The sequence below is a fragment of the Streptomyces flavofungini genome (assembly GCF_030388665.1).
Lineage (GTDB): Bacteria > Actinomycetota > Actinomycetes > Streptomycetales > Streptomycetaceae > Streptomyces > Streptomyces flavofungini_A.
Genome location: NZ_CP128846.1, coordinates 5,365,507 through 5,384,657, shown reverse-complemented (window position 1 = coordinate 5,384,657; position 19,151 = coordinate 5,365,507). Strand labels below are relative to the sequence as shown.

Sequence of the window (19,151 nt, the reverse complement as noted above, 5' to 3'; positions counted from 1 at the left end):
TCGGCTCACGCGGGTCATGCGGGTCAGCTCACGCGGGTCAGCTTCGCGGTGAAGCCCGGCTCGGAGAGGTCCTTCTGCAGGGCCACGGGAACCTTGACCGCGCCGCTGGTGGTGCCGTCGCCGACGAGCAGGCGGCCGACGACCGTACCGGCCTTCGCGGAGTGCGGGGGCGTCTTGCCGCCGTCCGACAGCTCCGTCTTGACGGTCAGGCCGGACCAGCCGACGGCGGTGACGTCCTTGGTGGCGACGACCGGTGTGGTGCCGCCGAGGCCGTCGTCGACCTCGCCGACGACCTCGCCCTTCTTCACCACGGTCTTGGCCTTGAGGGCGTCCTGCCCGGCCGCGATCAGGTCCTTGGTGACGTTGGTGACCAGGTCGATGTTGGCCACGCCGTTCGAGCCGAACTGGGCGAGGGCCGCGCCGATCACCATGTGGGTCTTGCCGCCGACGCGCTTCTCCGCGGCGAAGAGGATGTTGCCGCCCGCGGCCGACGTGGTGCCGGTCTTGATGCCGATGGCGATGGTCGGGACGAGACCGAAGTAGTTGTCCTGCTTGTCGCCGTTGATGTCCTCGTAGCTGCGCTGGCCCGCGATCTCCTTGAAGGTCGGGTTCTCCATCGCCACGCGGCCGAGCTTCACCAGGTCCTCGGCGGTCGACACGGTCGTCTTGTCGAGGCCGCTGGGGTCGGTGTACGTCGTGTTCTTCATGCCGAGTTCCTTGGCAGTCTTGTTCATCTTGGCGACGAACTTCTCCTCGGAACCCTTGCTGTCCCAGCGCGCGAGCAGCCGGGCGACGTTGTTGGCCGACGGCAGCATCACGGCCTGCAGGGCCTCGTACTGGGTGAGCTTCTGGCCCTTGGTCACCTTGACCACGGACTCGTTGGCCGGCTTGCCCTTCTCGTAGTGCCGCTGCGCCTCGGCGTCGACCTCGATGGTCTTGCCGTCCCCGCCCTTCTTGATCGGGTGGTCGCGCAGGATCAGATAGGTCGTCATCACCTTGGCGATGCTCGCGATCGGCACGGGCTTCTGGTCGCCGGACGAGCCGAAGCTGCCGATGCCGTCGACGTCCATGGCCGCCTGGCCGTCCTTGGGCCACGGAATCGACGGCTTGCCGCCCTCGAAGGAGTGCGTCGTCGCGGCCGTCAGCGTCAGCTTCGGCTCGGGAAGCGGACGCAGCGCCTGTGCGACTGCGAACACAATCGCGAGGAGCACGACCAGCGGCGTCCAGATCTTGACCCGACGCACGATCGTGCGGGTCGGGGTCTCCGGGGGCGGCGGCGTGTTCGTCAGCTCGGCGAGCAGGTCGAGCGGCGGCAGCGGCGGCACGGGCTGCTGGCTGGTGCGGTCTCCGGGCGGGGTCGTCCCGGTGGGGGTGCCCGCTCCGGGCGAGGCCTGTTCGGGAGTGCCCGCCGGGGCCGACGGCTGCGCGGCGGCCCACGCGGGCGCGGCCTTGCCCTGCGCCCCCGGCTTCGCGCCCGGTGCGGGCTGCGCCTGCGGCTCGGGCTTCACACGCGGCTCGTCGAGCGGCTTGAGCGCGACGAACTTGCTGGTCCGCTCGGACTCCGACTCGGCTGCGGCGGACTTGGCCGCGGGCTTCGCGGCGTCGCCGGACTTCGGCGTGCGCTCGGCGGGTACGTCGCCGAGCTTCAGCATCGTGGTCGGCTGGTCCACGCCCGCGGAGCCGGGGCGGACGGCCTTGAAGACGGCGGTGGCCTGGTCGAGCGGGCCACTGGGGGCGTCGGGCTCGTCGTCGGCCTTGGACTTGCCGTCGGCCTTGGGCTTGTCACCGGCCTTGGGCTTGTCGTCGGCCTTCGGCTTGGCGTCGTCGCCCTTCGGCTCGGCGTCGGCTTCGGGCTCGCGCTCGACTTCGGGCTTGCGCTCGGCGTCGGCATGCGGCTCGCGCTCGGCTTCCGGCTTGCCTCCCGGCTTGGCGTCGGCCTTCGCGGTGAGCGTGAGGGTGGCGTCGGACTTCGCCGGGGCCCTCGGCGCGGGATCAGCCTCGGCGTCGGGCTTCGGCTCGGTCTCGGCCTCCGGCTCGGTCTCCGCGGCGGGCTCCGGGTCGGCGTCGGAGTCCGGCTCGGTGGCGCTCTCGGGCTCGGTGTCGGCCTTCGGCGCGGCGTCGGACTTCCCGTTCACACCCGGCCGTACGGTCGTGAACACCGCGGTGGCCCGGTCGACCCGGGGGTCTTCCGCCTCGGCGTCGTCGGTGTCGTCGCCGCTGGCGGAGTCGTCGGCCTCGGACTTGGCACCCTCGGACTTCCCGCCCCCGGCCCGCGCGCCGTCGTCGCCCTCAGTGCCGTCCCTGGTGTCGTCCGCCCGTGTCCCGGGCCGCGCAGCCGTGAACACGGCCGTGGCCATGTCGACCGCGGACCCGGCGACCTCGGCGTCGTCGCCCATGGCGGCGCCGTCCGCGCTCTCGGCCGCACCGGAGGAGGAACCTTCCGGCTCACCCGAGGAGGAACCTTCCCCCTGAGCAGCACCGGAACCCTCACCCGCCTCAGCCGCCCCGGCCTCGGACCCGGCTCCCGACCCGGCTCCCGACTCCGCCCCGGTCCCGGTCTCCTCGGATCCCGCGACCCACGCGGCAACCGCGGCGCGCAGCCGTGCGTCTCCCTTGGCGTCGCCGGGCGTGGAGCCGACCGCGGCACCGGACGCCGACGAGGCGTCGTCCGCACCGTCCGAAGCGCCCCCGCCAGAAACCGTCTTAGACCCGTCGGGGAACTCGCCCGCCACCGATGCCTCCTCGTACTTGCCGTACTCGCCACGCCCAACCACGGCCCGGACCCGCTGTCCGAACCATGTACCAGTGTCCTGTGTGAGGGCTTAACCCCCGTGGTAGACGAGAACGACATACCTACTGGTTCCCGTACGTACCGCCCACGCACTCTCGACAGACCAATGTGAGAGGGGTCACCCTGTCATTCATCCACGCGGGGAGGCATGGATGGGCAGGAGCCGCAGAACAATTCCGGAGGAGCTTCTGCTGCTCGCTCTGGACCCGGCCACGGGTACCACAGCGCAGCCGCAGTCGCTCGACCTGGGTCTGGCCGGAGCGCAGCTAGTAGAGCTGGCACTGGCCGGACGGATAGCCCCTGACGGGGATCGTATCGCCGTGGTGATGCCACGGCCGACCGGAGATCCGACTCTGGACTCCGCACTGGAACTGCTGCGCAGGCGCGGCAGCCCGGTTCGGGCCGTCCACTGGATCGGCGGGCCCCGCCTGGGGCTGCGCCAGACCTACCTTTCGCATCTGGAGCGGTGCGGCATGGTGCATGCCGTGGCGGGTCAGATGTGCGGGGTACTGCCGACGACTCGCTACCAAGCGACGGACACGGCGATCAGCCGGGAAATCAGGTCCCGGCTGGATTCGGCGATCCGCACCGGCGTCCCGCCGGACCCGCGGACCGCGGCGCTCGCCGCGCTGGCCCACGCGGTCGGACTCGGCAAGCACCTGTATCCGGGCAACGAGGGACGCTCGTCCCGCTCCCGGCTGCGCGATCTGATCAGGCACGACCCGATGGGCGGCCTCGTGGCACACGCCGTGATGGACGTCCAGAACGGTGTGGCGGCGCAACCGCGCCGCAGTCCCGCGACCGCGGGGCAGGGCGGCGGGCGTCAGCCCGCGCAGACGGCGCGGACCGCACCGGACCCCGGCAGGGTTCCGATGCAGCCACGCCGGGGTGCGGGAGCCATGGCCCGCGCCGTGGCCCACTGAACCTGCCGCACCGGCCGCACAAGCAGTACCCGCAGCACCCGCAGCACACGCGTCATCCGCGCCACCGCACCGCAGTCCCCCAGACCCGGTCCGGGAGCCGCTGAGCCGCGCGGGCGGGGCACCGGGCGTCCACGAGAAGGACGCCGGTGTGCCGCCCGCGCGGCCGCAACCGCCTCATGGGGCACGCCTGTTGGGGCAGCGCGGCGCGGCGCCCGCCGCGTCGGCACCCCACACGCCGCTGTTCTGCTGTTTCCCAGCGCCGAGTTGACCCGTGGTGGCACTCTGCATGGCAGCAGACACGCAAAGTAGAGGCATAGTGCCGGAGGTGCACGTCCCGTGGCGTCCAACGTCAATCCCACTGTCAGGCGACGCCGGCTCGGTCAGGAGCTGCGTCGGCTGCGCGAGCTGAAAGGCATGACAGCCGAAGAGGTGGCGGAGCGGCTGCTGGTGTCGCAGTCCAAGATCAGCCGCCTGGAGAACGGTCGCCGCTCGATCAGCCAGCGCGACGTCCGTGACCTCTGCGGGGTGTACGAGGTCGAGGACCACCGCATCGTCGACTCGCTCATGCAGATGGCCAAGGACTCCCGCCAGCAGGGCTGGTGGCACTCCTTCGGCGACATCCCGTACAGCGTCTACATCGGCCTGGAGACGGACGCGGCGTCGCTGCGCGTCTACGATCCGCAGGTCGTCCCCGGCCTGCTGCAGACCAGGCCGTACGCGGAGGCGCTGATCACCGGCGCGCTGCCGGAGACCACCCCGACGGACATCGAGAAACGGGTGCAGGTCAGGATGCGCCGCCAGGAGCGCATCGCGGCGCCGGAGAACCCGCTGCGCCTGTGGACCGTCCTGGACGAGTCCGCCCTGCGCCGCGTCGTCGGCACCCGGGCGCTGATGCGCGAGCAGTTGGAGTACCTGGTGGAGCAGTCCCAGCTGCCGCACGTCACGGTGCAGGTGATCCCCTTCGACATGGGCGCTCATCCGGGTCTGAACGGCCAGTACGCGATTCTCGAGTTCCCGGACGCGTCGGATTCCAGCGTGGTCTACATCGAGGGCGTCACCAGCGACCTGTATCTGGAAAAGGCGAATGACGTGCAGCAGTACAGCGTCATGTACGAGCATTTGCGGGCCCAGGCACTGAATGTGGATCAATCCCGGCAGCTGATCGCGGACATCGCCAAGGAGTACGCCCGCTGAGGCCCAGCTCGTGAAAGTGCCGCACAGTACACCTTCGCCATAGCGCGACGGAAGACCCCTCTGGAATATGCCATCCGGTTGAGTGAACGACCCATCCGCCGATCGATGTTGGCGAGTAGCGTCATTCACGCCAACAGCAAGAACGTTGGCGTGTACCGCTCTCAGGCGGTTACAGCAATTCACCAACTGCGCACAACGGAGCAAACATGGCAATCCAGCAAGGTGCCTCGCACGCTTGGACCAAGTCTTCCTACTCCACCGGGAACGGCGCCTGCGTCGAGGTCAAGTCCCCCGTGACGCACGCGATCTCCGTGCGGGACTCCAAGGTCACCGACGGCGCGGTCATCGCCTTCCCCGCCGACTCCTGGAACGTCTTCGTGGCCGAGGTCCGCGACGGGAACTACGACCGCGGGTGATACGTGCCACCGACACAACCGCATAGCAGCACCGCATGAGCCCTCTCGACTGGTCCGCCGTCCTGGCCGAGGGGGCTCGGCCTTGCTCCGCCGCCCCGCTAGCGGAGCTGGTCCACGTACCGGTCCGTCCCCGGCACGGTCGGCACGAACGGCGCCACCAGCTCCACTCGCCCGAGCCCCGACGCGGCGACCTGCTCGACGGCCCCGGCGAACCGCTCGTCCCAGCACGCGCGCGGATCGCACTCCAGGAACCACAGCAGGGTCAGCCGGGTGTCGACGCCCTCGACCTGCTTCACGTACGTCATCCGGTCGCCCGGCAGCGGTGTCGGCCGGAAGACCGTCACCAGGGCGGCGGGTGAGCCCGCGAGGACGCGCGGCAGCCGGCGGGCGAGCAGCCATTCCAGGAGTTCCGCCCGCCGCCCGGGGCTCTCGGCATCGATGACTTCGAGGACGAGCCCCTGGTAGGGGTGGTCGAGGGCGTGGAAGTCGCGCGGTCCGGCGGCGCCGTCGCGGTAGACGGTGGCCTCGTGGTCCTGGAAGGCCGTGAAGACGTGGGTGCGGGCCTGGTGGACGCGGCCGTCGCGGTTGAGGCGCTTGTTGATGCCGACGGTCCACTTCATGTGGTGGTCGTAGCGGCCCTCGGTGATCCAGTACGTGGAGAGGTAGCAGCCGGCCGTCACGGGCTCGGCGACCGCCGACGTCTCGGGGCGGCGCAGGAGTTGCAGCTCGCGGGTCGCCACCCAGCGCCGCCCCGCGTACATCCAGGGCATCGCCATCGCGCCCGCGTAGTAGTGGTCGTCCTCGTACCAGCGGTTGTAGGCGTACTCCTGGCCCGGGTGCGGCTCGACCATGGTGATCAGCGCATGGCCCGGGCGCACTCCGTAGGGACCGACGGCGGCCAGCTCGCCGTACGCCTCGACGCGGGTGTCCTCAGTCACTGGTCTCCCCTTCCTTCCTCCGTTGGACGCCCATACTCTGACGCTCCGTCAGAAAAACTGCCAGAGTCCGGAGGTTCCTCATGTCACTGCTCGACGGCAGGACCGTGATCGTCTCGGGGGTCGGCACGGGGCTCGGCCACGAGGTCGCCGCCGCCGTGGTGCGCGACGGCGGCAACGCCGTGCTCGGCGCGCGCACGAAGGACACCCTCGCGCGGTCCGCCGCCGAGATCGACCCGGACGGCGAGCACGTGGCGTACCGGCCGACGGACATCACCGACGAGGCCCAGTGCGAGGCGCTGGCCGCGCTCGCCGTCGAGCGGTTCGGGCGCATCGACGCGCTGGTGCAGGTCGCGGCCTGGGACAGCTACTTCGGCGGCCTCCAGGACGCGGACTTCGGCACCTGGAACGGCATCCTGGACGTGAACCTCCTGGGCTCGCTGCGGATGACCCGGGCCTGCCTGCCGCAGCTGAAGGAGCGCGGCGGCTCGGTCGTCCTGATCGGCACGCAGTCGTCGGTGGCCGCGCCCTCGCAAGTGCGGCAGGCGGCGTACGCGGCGTCGAAGGGCGCGCTCGTCTCGGCGATGTACTCGCTGGCGCGCGAGCTCGGCCCGCACCGGATCCGGGTGAACACCGTCCAGCCGGGCTGGATGTGGGGCCCGCCGGTGGAGGCGTACGTGAAGTTCACCGCGCACACCGAGGGCGTGCCGGAGGCCGAGGTGAAGCGGCGGCTCACCGAGCGGATGGCGCTGCCGGAACTGGCCACCGACGGGGACGTCGCGGACGCCTGCGTGTTCCTCGCCTCCGACCGGGCGCGGGCGATCACGGGCCAGTCACTGCTGGTGAACGCGGGCGAGCTGATGCGCTGAGCGCCACTTCCCGACCCGCCCCCGAGGAGTGGCCGACAGGTCCCCCTTGGGGGCTTTCGTCACCCCACCCAGATCACATACTTGAACCAAGGTCGCCAACTCGAACGATTTTACTCCCTCTTGACCATGCGGGCGGTTGTCCGCGCCCTCCCGCCGAACCGACTATGAGCGGGCACTTCGCGGCCGTTCAGGCGCCGCCACAACGAAGTGGGCGCCGTTTCAGCGGAGTTGACCGAGTTCACAAGTCGGACCCCTGGGAGGGGCAATGAACGGTCTCGACTGGGCCGTGCTCATCGCGTATTTCGGCGTGATGGTCGCGATCGGCGTCTGGTCCCACAAACGCGTGGACAACGTCAGTGACTTCTTCACGGCCGGCGGGAAGATGCCCTGGTGGCTGTCCGGCATCTCGCACCACATGTCCGGCTACAGCGCGGTGATGTTCACCGGCTACGCGGGCATCGCCTACACCTACGGGGTCACGTCCTTCATCACCTGGTCGTTCCCCATCGCGATCGGCATCGCCATCGGCGCCCGCCTGTTCGCACCCCGCATCAACCGCCTGCGCTCACGCCTGCACGTGGCGTCGCCCCTCGAATACCTGAAGAACCGCTACAACCTGAAGACCCAGCAGGCCCTCGCCTGGTCCGGCATGCTCCTGAAGATCGTGGACGTCGGCGCGAAGTGGGCCGCCATCGCCACCCTGCTCTCCGTCTTCACCGGCGTCTCCCTCAACCAGGGCATCCTCATCACCGGCGTGATCACCGCGATCTACTGCACGATCGGCGGCCTGTGGGCGGACGCCCTCACCGAGCTGGGGCAGTTCATCATCCAGCTGCTCGCCGGTGTCGCGATGTTCGTGGCGGTGGTCGCCAAGCTCGGGCCGTACGGCGGGTTCTTCGGCGTCTGGGACGAGCCCGAGCTGGACGGCCACGCGAAACCGCTGGTCGGACCGTACGGCACCGTCTTCCTCCTCGCCTTCCTCTTCATCAAGCTCTTCGAGTACAACGGCGGCATGCTCAACCAGGCCCAGCGCTACATGGCCACGGCCAACGCCCGCGAAGCCGCCCGCTCCGCAAAGCTGTCCGCCGTCCTCTGGCTCGTCTGGCCGCTCGTCCTCTTCTTCCCCATGTGGATGTCGCCGCTGCTCGTCGACGCGAAGAAGCCCGACGGCTCCGACTCCTACGCCCTGATGACGGAGCAACTGCTCCCCCACGGCCTCCTCGGCCTCGTCATCGTCGGCTTCTTCTCCCACACCATGGCCATGTGCTCCTCCGACGCCAACGCCATCGCGGCCGTCTTCACCCGTGACGTGGCGCCCGTCCTCTCCAAGCGGGCCCGCGTCTGGACGGACCACGCCGGGCTCATCGCCGCCCGGCTCACCACCGTCGTCTTCCTCGGCCTCTCCATGGCCGTGGCCACGCAGGTCAACTCGCCCGCCTTCAAGGACATCATCACCGTCGTCATCAAGTGGGTCGCCGGACTCATGGGCCCCATCGCCATCCCGATGATGCTCGGCCTGCTCCGCCCGTTCCGCCGCTCCGGCCCCACGGCCGCGCTCACCAGCTGGGGCCTCGGGCTGGTCGCCTTCTGGCTCGTCAACTACCCCATCCACTGGAACGTCGACGGCGGCGTGCCCCTCCAGTACCAGGTCTCCATCCCCCTGGCCGTCTCCCTGATCCTCTACATCGTGATCGGCCACATCAAGCCGGAGGACACCCCCGAGCGGGACGCGCTGATCGAGCGCATCAACACGGACGACGACTCGGCCGCGGCGGTTCTCCCCACCCAGCAGGAGCCCGCCTCCCCCAAAACAGTCGGCTGACCCTGGCCCCGGGGCCTGCAACCCAAAAGCCCCGCCGCTACCGCGGCGGGGCTTTCTCCCACCCACGCGCCCATGACCGCGGTCCCCGCCGCACCGCCGGAGCCCGCTCGGTCCCTCGCCGGGAGGCAAGGGCACGCACCCTGCCCCCCTCACACACACAGGCGACGCCCACCTTCCGGTCGGGTGGAAACGGCGGGCGGGACGGTCAGATCCAGGGCAGTTCCTGTCCTGGTCCGGCCTCAGGCGCGCGGATAGCGGGCGAGCCACCCGGGCGCGGCGCCCGCCGGGCTGTGCAGGGCGGGGCCCTGCGTCATCTCCATGGCGAAGTCGTCGGCGAGTTCGAGGATGGTGGCGCGGCCCTCCAGTTCGGTGAGCCAGCCCGGGGGCAGCGCGGTCTCGCCGTGGAGGGCGCCGAGGAGCGCCCCGCACAGCGCGCCGGCCGCGGCGGACGCCCCGCTGTGGTTGACGGCGAGCCGCAGGCCGTGGCGGATGTCCTCGCCGACGAGGGCGCAGTACACGGCGGCGGCGAGCGCGCCGACGGCCTCGCCCTCGCCGACGAGTTCCTCCACGCGGCTCGCGGTGGGCATGCCCTGCCGTACGGCGCCGAGGGCGTGCCGCAGGGCGTCGGTGACGGGCTGGTGTCCGGGCCGGGCGGCGAGCAGGGCGAGGGTGCGCTGGATGGCACCGTCCAGGGACTCGCCCCGGGCGAGCCCGTGCACGAGGACGGTGTGGGCCCCGGCGGTGAGGTAGGCGACGGGGTGGCCGTGCGTCTGGACGGCGCACTCGACGGCGAGCTGCAGGACGAGCTGCGGCTCCCACCCGACGAGCAGCCCGAAGGGGGCGGACCGGGTGGCGGCCTCCGGGCCCTGGTCGCCGGGGTTCTTCGGTACGTCGAGGGTGCCCATGCGGTCGTCGGCGAGCCCGGTGAGGCAGGCGCGGGCGGGGCCCCGGCGGGCGTACAGCCACTCCTCGCGGGCCAGCCACCCGTCTTCCTTGCGGCGCTCGTCGGGCCCCCAGTCGCGCTGGGTGGCGGCCCAGCGGCGGTAGGCCCGGTGCAGGTCGGTCGGCGGGTGCCAGGCCCCGGTGTCGCGGCGGACCTGCGCGCGTATCAGGCCGTCGACGGTGAACAGCGTCAGCTGCGTGGCAGCGGTGACGGTGCCGCGCCCGCCGCCGTGCGACGCGGTGAGTTCGGTGAGCCCCTCGGCGCCGTGCGCCTCGCGGATCGCGCCGAGGCCGAGGCCGTCGACGGGCGCGCCCAGCGCGTCACCGACGGCGGCTCCGAGCAGCGTCCCGCGCACCCGGCTGCGGAAGTCCTGCTGCTCGGTGCGGCCCCACACCCCGGTGGCAGCTGCAGTGCTCACCGAACCCCCTTTCCCGTGCCCTGGCGTCCGACTCCGCAGCACTGTAATCGAACGGGAACGGTCGGTTCAGGGCCCAAGTGGTTTGTACGGAGGTGCCCTTTCTCTTGACTCCCGTCAGGGGTTGGCCGGTGTTCGACGTACTCGATGGGACCAGGATCTCCGTGCCCTCCTCGGCGGCGAGCCGGGCCAGATACGCGTCGGCGGAGTCGACGAGCAGCGTCCCGTCGGTGGCCCGAAACGGCTCAAGGACCTCCTCGGTGGCCTCGGCGAGCAGAAAACTTCCGACGACGGCGAGGGTGAGTTCCCTGGCGGGACACGTGAAGTACATGTCCCGTTCCGTCCCGAGGAGCCGCTCGTGGAAGGCGGTGACGGAGTCCAGGGCGCCGGGCGGGGTGTAGACGCGGATGAGGGTGCGGGGCTCGGTGAGGTGGGAGGAGTCGGTGTGGCGGCGGATGACGACGGGGGCGTCCGTGGCGGCAGGGGTTTCCGTGGCGGCAGGGGTGTCGACGGCGGCAGGGGGGGCGACGGCAGCAGGGGGGGGCGACGGCGGCAGGGGTGTCGATGAGGACGGAAGTGTCGATGAGGACGGAGGTGCCGACGGGGCGGCGCGGGTGCACGCGCTGGCCCTGGCGGGGTTCACCCCGGACGGGCCGGACGCGTCGGACGAGCTCCACTTCCGCACCCGCGCGGACCGAGACCCGCTGTCGGCGCGCTTCCGGGACCTGACGACGCGGCTACGGACCGAGCGGCCCGACCTGGAGGAGTGGTGGGACTGCCGCTCGGTGGGCGACTTCGCGCCCCGCGCCGTCGACCTGGTCGTGCCCGGGGGTCAGTTGACGCGGTACGGCGTGACGCTGCTGCTCACTCCCGATCCCCGGGGCGGGGCGGTGCTGGTGCAGACTCCGGCTCGCTGAGCGGCAGCGGATCGGCGTACCGGGCCCGGACGGCGTCCCGGGCGGCGACGACGCGGGCGAGGCGCGGGCCGAGGCGGGCCCGGTCGGCGCCCGGCGCGCGCACCAGGGCGTCGAGGTCGTCGGCGAGGTCGGCCAGGTCGGCCCAGTGGGCGCCGGGGCCGTCGGCGGCGGCGAGGGGATCGCCGAGGCGGGTGTCGAGGGCCGTCCAGTCACCCAGGCCCGCGGCGACCAGGACATGGAGGTGGTCGTCGCATGGGGAGGGTTCGCCGCTGGTGCGGGTGAGGCGGGCGGCCCGCTGCCACAGGGGGCGGGCGGCGGCGACGCCCTCGGCGCAGCCGACGACGAGGGCGAGCAGGTGCAGGCCGTAGACCTCGTCGACCGCGCACTCGGCGAGGGCGGTGCGGCGGGCGAGAGCCCACTGCCCGGTGATGCGGTACGCCTTGTTCAGCACCTCGGTGGCGTCGCTGTCCCCGTACGCGAAGTCGCCGGTGTCGGCGGCCAGTTCGGCGAGGGCGAGTCCGGGGCGTCCGCACCACAGGTGGACCTGGGCGGCCTTGCGCCGCGCCCACCCCGGGTTCTCGCCGTCCGCTTCGACGTACCGGGTGAGGTCGGCAAGGGCCTCGTTCGTGCGGCCCATGGCGATGTGGACGAGGGCCAGCTTCTGGTGGGGCAGGGAGTGGTCCGGTTCGAGTTCCACAGCCCGGCTCAGGTCGGTGAGCGCGTCGCGGTAGCGGTCGAGTGCGTACAGGACGGTGCCGCGCAGGGCCAGGGCATCCACGTCCCGCGGGTCAAGTTCGAGGAGCTTGTCCAGGTCGGGGCGGGCTTCCTCCGGGCGGTCCAGGTGGTAGAGCGTGCCGGCGCGTTCGTGGAGGACCCAGGCGCTGTCCGGGAGGAGGGCCTTGGCGCGGTCGATGTCGGCGAGGGCCCGCTCGGCGTCGGACCGGGCCAGGTGCACCGAGGACCGGTGGACCAGCGCCCAGGCGTAGTCCGGGCGCAGCTCGACGGCCCGGTCGAGGGCGGCGCGGGCCTCGTCGTTCCGGTCGAGGCGGTGCAGGGCGAGGCCGCGGCTGGCGTACGCCGACGCGTACGCGTTGTCGTGCTCGATCGCGCGGGCGTAGTCGGCGAGGGAGTCCTCGACGCGTCCGGCGATGCGCAGGGCGTCGCCGCGCTCACAGGCCACCCAGGCCGATTCCGGGGCCAGTTCGACGCACCGGTCCAGGTCGGCGACGGCGGCCTCGTGCTCCCCTCGGTCGCGCCGCACGCGGGCTCTGCGGACCCGCGCCCACAGGAACTCCGGGTCGATCCGCAGGGCCCGGTCCAGGGCTGTCAGCGCCTCGTCGGGCTGTCCGAGCGCGTTGCGGGTCTCGCCCAGCTCGGCCCAGCTCCCCGCGTGGTCCGGCGTGCGGTCGACGGCCCGGGTCAGGTCGGCGAGTGCCGCGTCGTAGGAGCCGAGGAGCCGGTGGGTCCGGCCGCGCAGCGCGAGGACGTAGTCGTCGTCGGGTGCGAGTTCGTCGGCGCGGTTCAGGTCGGTGAGCGCCAGGTCGTACGCACCCGTCAGGACCCGTGCGAGAGCCCTGCCGTAGTACGCGCGCACGAGCGTCGGGTCGGCCGCGAGCGCCAGGTCGTACTCCGTGACCGAGGCCGAAAGGTCCTGGCCGACCCGCAGCTCACGCCCCCGAACCGCATACGCGAGAGCCCGCGTCGCCGAGTCGAGCCCGGCCCGATCCAGCAGCACTTCAAGGGCACCTGGCAGCCCCCCGTCCTCGAACGCCCGCAGCAGGTCCCGCCCCCACCCCCCGACGTCCCGCGCGTCGGCGTCCTCCCCGGCCGCGACCAGCACGTCAGCACACTTCCGGGCGGCCTCCTCGTCCCACCCGCCCGCCTCGACCACACCCCGCAGGGCCTCGGGCAGCGCACCCCGCTCCCCGGAGCACAGCCGGTGATACATCTCCGCCAGCCGCAGCTCCCGCCACCGTTCGTCGCCCCAGCGGCCGTCGGCGTCGAGCCCCGCCGCCGCCTCGGCCCGCCACTCGCCGAAGCTCTCCGCCAACTGCCGGTGCGTACCGGCCCACCAGCGGGGCGACCGGCACCGCTGGAGCCGCAGCATGGGGGCCCGTACGACGTCGTGGTACTGGAGCCGGTTGCCGCGCTCGCTCACGAACGGCAGCCCCCGGAGCCACCCGAAGAGCCCGGGTACGTCGCTCTCCGCGCACACGCCCGAGACGGCGGCGGCGAACACGTCGGCGTCGAGCAGGCGCGGCAGCGCGCACGCCAGCGCCACCGCTTGGCGCACGGGGTCCTCTTCCCACTTCAGGAACCGCTCGACGGCGGAGGCGCAGGGGTCGCCGACGTCGTCGACGCTCTCGGGCCGGTTCTCGGCGAGGGTGGACACGAGGACGGGCAGTCCGCCGGAGAGCCGGAGCACTTCCTCGACGACGGCTTCGGCGACCACGCCCTTGCCCGCGAGGAGCCCGCGCGCCTCCAGCTCGGTGAACGGTTCAAGCGGCACGTCGGCCATGAAGTCCACGTAGTCGCCCCAGCGTGCGGCGTCGAACGCCCGCTGCCCGGCGGTGACGACCACGACGTTCGCGGGAAGCTGCCCGTACCGCTCGCTGGTCATGAGGTCGCACAGCCAGCCGTCGAGGAAGGGCGCGGTCCTCTCGTACGTGTCGAAGAAGAGCACGACCCAGGGCGCCGAGGCCGCGAGGCCGTCCAGCTCCTTCAGGAACACGGGTGTGAGGGCCCGCTCCGGGGAGAGGACCAACTGCACGTCGTCCTGGTTCCGCAGCCGCGCGCCGAGCCCGGCGCGCAACCGATCGGCCCCGTGCGCGAGTTGGGCGGGGTCGACGGCACCGGCGAGCATCCCGACGCCGGGCAGCAGTCCGAGCCCGGCGAGGCCGGCGCGGGCGGCGGCCATGCTCCCGGCGGAGGGCTGGGGCGACTGCGACGCCTGGGTCGGCTGGACCGGCTGAACGGCCTGGAGGGCTTGTTCCTCCCGCGGTCCGCCCAGTGCCGCGAGGGCCGCCGACTCGGCCTCGTACCGCCGCTCCCGGTGCGCGACGAGCAGCCGGTCGAGCTCCTTGAACTTGCCCCCTCGGCGCCCCAGCTCCGCACTGATCACGCCCAACGCGTCCGCGACGCTCCCCACGGACTCATCGACATGAGCGGTCACGGCACCCCGCTCGTCAGCGAGCTGCCGCATCTCCCGCACGAGGGAGGTCTTGCCCACGCCCGCGTTGCCGCGAACGTGGAAGAGGAAGCGGTGCCGCTCGTCCTCCGGCCGCAGCTCGAAGTTCTCCCGGAACGCGGCGAGTTCGCCGCGCCGCCCCACGAATCCGGCGCGTCTGCGCAGCCGGATCAGCTCCTGCATGGACGGCTGCCTGCCCGCGTCCGACGCCATCGGCTCCACTCCCGCACGGTGCGCGTTCCCGTGCGGGCAAGTGTTCCACCATGGGCGGGGGCACGGGGCCGGTCATGTCCCATGGGTACGACGAAGGCCCTCTCGCCACTGGCGAGAGGGCCTTCGTTCCGCTGGAGCGCCCGGCAGGCCTTGCACCTACATTTCCCATCGGATGATGGGCGTCTTTCCTTGGACCACAGACGCGTGACTTCCGTGCGCCGCACCGAAGTTACGCATTGATCGTACACCCTCGTGAGGGTCCGTCACGCCGGGCCCGGCGCTCCCGGGCCGGAGGGCCTGCCGCGAAGGCCCGGGATCAGTACCGCCGCCACGGCCAGGTGCATCAGGGCGAGGGTCGCGCGGGTGCCGCCGTCCATGCCGTCGCCGGTGAGCGGCAGGAAGGACAGGGCCAGTGCGGCGTATGCCACCCCCGTCCAGAGAGTGCGGGCGCGCCGCACCCCGAACCGCTCCAGGGCCGCGAGGAGCCCCCAGCCGGAGAGCGACGCCAGCAGCGCGACGGTCGCCACGGGCACGGCGCCGATGTCCAGCGTCTCCCCGCCGTCGGCGATCCGAAGCCGGTGGCCCAGCAGTGGGTCCGCTACCAGCCACACCAGGACGGGGGCCAGGACGGCCGAGGCCGCCGCCCCCAGGCGCCGCCTGCGCGTGCTCACTTGGTACGCGCCGAGAGCGCCCCGTGCAGAAAGACGTCCACCAGTTCCCGCGGGGTCAGGTCGGGCTCGTCCTCCGTGCGCGGCTGGGTGAAGAGCAGCCCGAAGAAGAGCGCCGCGATCTGCTCCGGCGGGCGGCGCAGCGCGGCCTTGTCGGGCTCCAGCAGATCCGCGAGGGCCGCGCGGATGCGCGCCGTCGACTCCTCGCGGCCCGCACCGCGCACCGCGCCGGGGTGCTTGCCGCCGCCGTGCCCCAGCGAGCCGAGGATCGCGCCCATCCTGGACATGTGCGCCTGCAGCGCCTCGGCCGCCTCCGCGAGCCGGTCGGGCAGCGGCTGGGACGCGTCGATCGCGTCGAGCTCGCGGACCGCGTGCTCCGGAGAGAGCGCCTCGGCCACGCACGCCTGGAGCAGTTCGTCCTTGTCGGCGAAGACCCGGAAGATCGTGCCCTCCCCGATGCCCGCCGCGCGGGCGATCTTCGCGGTCGTCACGGCGGCCCCGTACTCGGCGATCAGCGGGATCGCGGTCTGGATGATCATTTCGCGGCGGCGCTCCGGCGACATGGCGGGGGCGCGGCGGCGGGCGGTCCGGCTCTCCTGGCTCGTCTGGTTCTTCTTGGGTGCTGTCATGACTCCGAGCGTACGGAGTGAGTACTCACTCCGTCAATGAGTGAGGACTCACTCCGTTCATTTCCGTCGCGCCCGCGCTGCGCCTAGGCCGCCGCTCGACCCGGGCGGCAGTCCCTGCACCACCCCGGCCGCTCCTCCCCTCCCCGGAAGGCCCGTTCGCACCCGTGACGGCGGTGGGGTTGGCCGGGAGTGCCGGTTCGCCCCAGGAGCTCGGTTCCGGCTCGGGTATGACCTGCGCGCACCGGAGGGGGCGGACCTGCTGCAGGCCCTGGGCGTCCCTTCGACCACCCGATCATGCCCAGGACCGCGCTGTTCTGGCGGTCGGCGGCCACGGTCACGGACGTGCTCGCCACGCCCCCGGATCCGGCTGTGGTGCAGTTCGACGGCTACCTGCCCGATCCGTGCCTGCTCGCCCCGGAGCAGGTCGTCGAGTACCCGAGCACCATGGAGTCGAACAAAGAGCTGCGGGAGCGGCGTCGGTCACTTCGCCCCCGGGAGCCCACCCGGGTCCAGGTCGGCAGCGGCTACGAGCAGCAGCTCTACGTCTGCCCGAGGGCGCCGGAGCACCCCCGCACCGAACCGGTGCAGTGACCGGCCGTCGGCTCAGGCCATCGTGTTCTCAAGCAGTTCGGCCGACGGCTGGAACCCGGCTCGCCGGTAGAGCGGCACACTGCGCTCGGACGGCCAGACGATGAGGCTGTCCATGCCGTGGTGCCGGGCGTACGCCCGCAGGGCTTCGAGCAGGGCGGTGCCGAACCCGCGGTCGCGCTGGGCAGGGGCGACGTAGAAGTTCGTCACGTAGCCGGTGGGGACGTTGTCCTCGTAGGGCTCGGGCACCCTCTCGATCAGGTGGAGGAAGACATGCCCGCAGACCTCCCCTCCGCTCTCCGCGACCCAGGCCAGCCACCGCCCACCGGCAAGCCGTTCGTGGATCCACTGCTCGGCGTGCTCCATGGACCGGGCCGGATCGGCGGGGCCGCCCTCGCTGTCCGCACCGCCCTCGCTGTCCTCCTGCTTGAATTCCCAGCGCAGCCGGGCCAGGACGGAGGCGTCGGCGGCGTCGGCCCGGCGCACACGGAAGTCTGTGGTCATCGGGGCAGTCTCGCGCACTCCGGCCTTGTCCGGCTCCTCGATTTCGCGAGGGGCGTCGCGGCGAGCAGGAGGCCGATCGAGCCAACCCGCACGGTTCCGGCCGCCGTTCGCGCGCCGATGTCCGCGTACTTCCCCGGAATTGTCCGTGATCCGTAACAGACGGATCCCCGGGCCCGTGTGCCTCATCCTGCCAGGTGGTCGGGGGCACCGAGGGACTTCGCGAAGGGGCGGACATGGCACGGCACAGCGGCGGGCGGGGTTGGTACGGCAAGATCGCCGGGGCGGCGCTCGGGGTGATGATGCTCGCCACCGGGGCCTCCGTGTGGACCGCGCAGGCCGGTGCCTCGGACGAGCCGACGCCGAAGCCGAGTACGCCGAGCAGTGCCGTGAAGCCGGTCAAGGACACCATCGTGCACGCCTCCGAGGCGGGGAAGCGCGGCGTGAACATCACCATCGACGACGGCCCCGACCCCAAGTGGACTCCGCAGATGCTGGACCTGCTGCGGCAGTACAAGGTGAAGGCCACGTTCTGCATGGTGGGCACGCAGGCGCAGGCCCACCCCGACCTCGTGCAGAAGGTCGTCGCCGCCGGGCACCGGCTGTGCGACCACTCGGTGTCGCACAACACCGCCATGGACAAGGAGTCCGCCGCCTACCGCTCGAAGCAGATCCTCGACGCCGAGCGCATGATCACCAAGGCGTCCGGGGGCGTCCGGCCGATGTACTACCGGGCCCCCGGCGGCGCCTTCACCCCCGACAGCCGCAAGCTCGCCGCCTCCCGCGGCATGCGCCCGCTCGGCTGGAACGTGGACAGCAAGGACTTCGAACTCCCCGGTACGAACGCCATCGTCTCCACGGTCCAGAGGGAGGTGGCCAACGGCCCGACGATCCTCTTCCACGACGCGGGCGGTGACCGCGCCCAGACCGTCGAAGCGCTGCGGCGACTGCTGCCCTGGCTGAAGCAGCAGGGGTACTCGTTCGGGTTCCCGGTGCGCTAGGTGTCTGTCCCGGGAGGTTGTGGACGGTCGCCCGAGATCAGCTCCGCGTCTCCTCTCGGCGTCCAACAGCGGCCGCATCGGGTACTAGGAGCAGCTTGCCGGTGGTACGCCGAGCCTCCAGGTCGCTGTGGGCCCGGGAGGCCTCGGACAATGCGTAGCGGCCCGTTACGGTGACCTCGAGCGCCTCGGAGCGCACCCACTCGAACACATCGGCGGCCCGTCGGAGCAGTTCGGACCGATCGGCGATGAAGTCCCCGAGGCTGGGCCGGATCAGGGTCAGCGAACCGCCGTGGGCGAGCCGAATCGGATCGAACGGCGGCACGGCACCACTTGCCGCGCCGAAGAGCACGAGATGGCCGCGGGTCCGCAGGCTGGCGAGGCTCGCGTCGAAGGTGTGCGCGCCGACGCCGTCGAAGACAACCGGCAGTCCCTGACCGCCGTTGAGCCGCCTCACCTCGGCTGCGAGATCGTCGACCGCGGAGGAAAGGATCACCTCAGCGGCCCCGGCACGCTTCGCGAGATCGGCCTTCGCCGTGGTCGACGTCGTACCGATCACCCTGCCGCCGAGATGGGTGATGAGCTGGGTCAAAAGCAGCCCCATGCCACCAGCAGCCGCATGCACGAGCACCGTGTCGCCCCCCTGAACCGGGTAGGCGTCCTTGACGAGATAGTGCGCGGTCATGCCTTGGAGGAGCACGGCGGCGGCTGTCTCGAAGCCGATGTCGTCGGGCAGCGGCACCAGCCGGGAGGAGTCCACGACGGCCCGCTCGGCATACGTGCCGGGAATCTCCACCCAACCGACCCGGTCCCCGACTGCGACGCCGACGACGCCGGGTCCGACTTCGACGACCGTGCCGGCGCCCTCAGTGCCCGGGGTGAAGGGCAGCGGGAGGCTGTAACGGCCCTCGCGGTGGTAGACGTCGAGGAAGTTGACCCCGGATGCGGCGACTTCCACGACCGCCTCGCCCGGACCCGGCCGCGGCTGTTCCACCTCGGCCTCCTGCAGCACCTCGGGACCGCCCACTTCGTACACCTGAATCGCTCGCATGACCCTCCCATTAACGGCTCATCCGCCACCAACCCCGTTGATGGCGATCCGATTCCCGGCAAGCAGACCAGCCCGCCGCCCCCGCCGAGAG

The 19,151-nt window shown here is 71.8% G+C and carries 16 protein-coding genes; 8 read left to right on the top strand and 8 right to left on the bottom strand.

The genetic code is table 11. From position 1 onward, the window contains the following. Nucleotides 1-23: 23 nt before the first annotated feature. Nucleotides 24-2,774: a D-alanyl-D-alanine carboxypeptidase gene (locus QUY26_RS22825; RefSeq protein ID WP_289949604.1), complete on the bottom strand. Its 2,751-nt coding sequence runs from the start codon at nucleotides 2,772-2,774 to the stop codon at nucleotides 24-26. 169 nt (nucleotides 2,775-2,943) lie between these two features. On the opposite strand from QUY26_RS22825, the gene QUY26_RS22820 reads away from it, so the two are divergent. The 3 genes from QUY26_RS22820 (at nucleotide 2,944) to QUY26_RS22810 (ending at nucleotide 5,324) form a co-directional block, all read left to right on the top strand. Then, entirely contained in the window at nucleotides 2,944-3,714 is a 771-nt protein-coding gene (locus tag QUY26_RS22820) for a GOLPH3/VPS74 family protein (protein WP_030359361.1), read from the top strand. Between the two features lie 336 nt (nucleotides 3,715-4,050). Continuing rightward, nucleotides 4,051-4,908, top strand: coding sequence for a helix-turn-helix domain-containing protein (locus QUY26_RS22815; protein WP_289949600.1), 858 nt, complete (start codon nucleotides 4,051-4,053; stop codon nucleotides 4,906-4,908). Nucleotides 4,909-5,114: 206 nt separating this feature from the next. Continuing rightward, nucleotides 5,115-5,324: a DUF397 domain-containing protein gene (locus tag QUY26_RS22810; protein WP_289949598.1), complete on the top strand. Its 210-nt coding sequence runs from the start codon at nucleotides 5,115-5,117 to the stop codon at nucleotides 5,322-5,324. Between the two features lie 98 nt (nucleotides 5,325-5,422). Here QUY26_RS22810 and QUY26_RS22805 read toward each other — a convergent pair whose 3' ends face one another. Continuing rightward, nucleotides 5,423-6,262, bottom strand: coding sequence for a hypothetical protein (locus tag QUY26_RS22805; protein ID WP_289949597.1), 840 nt, complete (start codon nucleotides 6,260-6,262; stop codon nucleotides 5,423-5,425). An 80-nt stretch (nucleotides 6,263-6,342) separates the two neighbouring features. Between QUY26_RS22805 and QUY26_RS22800 the strand changes: the two genes are divergently transcribed. Both QUY26_RS22800 and QUY26_RS22795 read left to right on the top strand, forming a co-directional pair. Next, nucleotides 6,343-7,128, top strand: a complete 786-nt coding sequence (locus QUY26_RS22800) for an SDR family oxidoreductase (RefSeq protein WP_289949593.1) — start codon at nucleotides 6,343-6,345, stop codon at nucleotides 7,126-7,128. A gap of 265 nt (nucleotides 7,129-7,393) precedes the next feature. Next, entirely contained in the window at nucleotides 7,394-8,950 is a 1,557-nt protein-coding gene (locus QUY26_RS22795; protein ID WP_289949590.1) for a sodium:solute symporter family protein, read from the top strand. 239 nt (nucleotides 8,951-9,189) lie between these two features. Here QUY26_RS22795 and QUY26_RS22790 read toward each other — a convergent pair whose 3' ends face one another. Continuing rightward, entirely contained in the window at nucleotides 9,190-10,311 is a 1,122-nt protein-coding gene (locus QUY26_RS22790; RefSeq protein ID WP_289949589.1) for an ADP-ribosylglycohydrolase family protein, read from the bottom strand. Nucleotides 10,312-10,733: 422 nt separating this feature from the next. Here QUY26_RS22790 and QUY26_RS22785 point away from each other — a divergent pair, with 422 nt between their 5' ends. Further along, nucleotides 10,734-11,225, top strand: coding sequence for an MmyB family transcriptional regulator (locus QUY26_RS22785; RefSeq protein WP_289949588.1), 492 nt, complete (start codon nucleotides 10,734-10,736; stop codon nucleotides 11,223-11,225). Here the strand turns inward: QUY26_RS22785 and QUY26_RS22780 are convergent. From QUY26_RS22780 to QUY26_RS22770, 3 genes are all read right to left on the bottom strand, one after another. Continuing rightward, a complete protein-coding gene (locus tag QUY26_RS22780; RefSeq protein ID WP_289949587.1) occupies nucleotides 11,173-14,625 on the bottom strand; it encodes a tetratricopeptide repeat protein in 3,453 nt (1,150 codons plus the stop codon). The genes QUY26_RS22785 and QUY26_RS22780 overlap by 53 nt on opposite strands. Before the next feature lie 263 nt (nucleotides 14,626-14,888). Continuing rightward, the gene (locus QUY26_RS22775; protein WP_289949585.1) at nucleotides 14,889-15,296 is read right to left on the bottom strand and encodes a DUF6069 family protein; all 408 of its coding nucleotides are present in this window, start codon (nucleotides 15,294-15,296) and stop codon (nucleotides 14,889-14,891) included. Then, entirely contained in the window at nucleotides 15,293-15,856 is a 564-nt protein-coding gene (locus tag QUY26_RS22770) for a TetR/AcrR family transcriptional regulator (protein WP_289955933.1), read from the bottom strand. Before QUY26_RS22770 ends, QUY26_RS22775 begins: the two co-directional genes overlap by 4 nt. Before the next feature lie 360 nt (nucleotides 15,857-16,216). On the opposite strand from QUY26_RS22770, the gene QUY26_RS22765 reads away from it, so the two are divergent. Further along, nucleotides 16,217-16,513 (top strand): hypothetical protein, encoded by a 297-nt coding sequence (locus QUY26_RS22765; protein ID WP_289949582.1) that lies wholly within the window; start codon nucleotides 16,217-16,219, stop codon nucleotides 16,511-16,513. A gap of 12 nt (nucleotides 16,514-16,525) precedes the next feature. Here QUY26_RS22765 and QUY26_RS22760 read toward each other — a convergent pair whose 3' ends face one another. After that, nucleotides 16,526-17,014 carry a GNAT family N-acetyltransferase gene (locus QUY26_RS22760; protein WP_289949580.1) on the bottom strand — a complete coding sequence of 163 codons (489 nt, stop codon included), beginning with the start codon at nucleotides 17,012-17,014 and terminating at the stop codon, nucleotides 16,526-16,528. Between the two features lie 233 nt (nucleotides 17,015-17,247). Between QUY26_RS22760 and QUY26_RS22755 the strand changes: the two genes are divergently transcribed. Further along, on the top strand, nucleotides 17,248-18,012 hold the full coding sequence (locus QUY26_RS22755; protein ID WP_289949579.1) for a polysaccharide deacetylase family protein: 765 nt from the start codon (nucleotides 17,248-17,250) through the stop codon (nucleotides 18,010-18,012). A 37-nt stretch (nucleotides 18,013-18,049) separates the two neighbouring features. On the opposite strand, the gene QUY26_RS22750 is transcribed toward QUY26_RS22755, so the two are convergent. Further along, entirely contained in the window at nucleotides 18,050-19,060 is a 1,011-nt protein-coding gene (locus QUY26_RS22750) for a quinone oxidoreductase family protein (RefSeq protein WP_289949578.1), read from the bottom strand. Nucleotides 19,061-19,151 lie beyond the last annotated feature (91 nt).

Excerpts from the sequence above, each read along its gene's own strand:
- QUY26_RS22820 (WP_030359361.1), top strand. The coding sequence starts at position 2,944 with ATGGGCAGGAGCCGCAGAACAATTCCGGAGGAGCTTCTGCTGCTCGCT.
- QUY26_RS22810 (WP_289949598.1), top strand. The coding sequence starts at position 5,115 with ATGGCAATCCAGCAAGGTGCCTCGCACGCTTGGACCAAGTCTTCCTAC.
- QUY26_RS22800 (WP_289949593.1), top strand. The coding sequence starts at position 6,343 with ATGTCACTGCTCGACGGCAGGACCGTGATCGTCTCGGGGGTCGGCACG.
- QUY26_RS22795 (WP_289949590.1), top strand. The coding sequence starts at position 7,394 with ATGAACGGTCTCGACTGGGCCGTGCTCATCGCGTATTTCGGCGTGATG.
- QUY26_RS22780 (WP_289949587.1), bottom strand. The coding sequence starts at position 14,625 with ATGGCGTCGGACGCGGGCAGGCAGCCGTCCATGCAGGAGCTGATCCGG.
- QUY26_RS22770 (WP_289955933.1), bottom strand. The coding sequence starts at position 15,856 with ATGTCGCCGGAGCGCCGCCGCGAAATGATCATCCAGACCGCGATCCCG.
- QUY26_RS22765 (WP_289949582.1), top strand. The coding sequence starts at position 16,217 with ATGCCCAGGACCGCGCTGTTCTGGCGGTCGGCGGCCACGGTCACGGAC.
- QUY26_RS22760 (WP_289949580.1), bottom strand. The coding sequence starts at position 17,014 with ATGACCACAGACTTCCGTGTGCGCCGGGCCGACGCCGCCGACGCCTCC.
- QUY26_RS22755 (WP_289949579.1), top strand. The coding sequence starts at position 17,248 with ATGGCACGGCACAGCGGCGGGCGGGGTTGGTACGGCAAGATCGCCGGG.
- QUY26_RS22750 (WP_289949578.1), bottom strand. The coding sequence starts at position 19,060 with ATGCGAGCGATTCAGGTGTACGAAGTGGGCGGTCCCGAGGTGCTGCAG.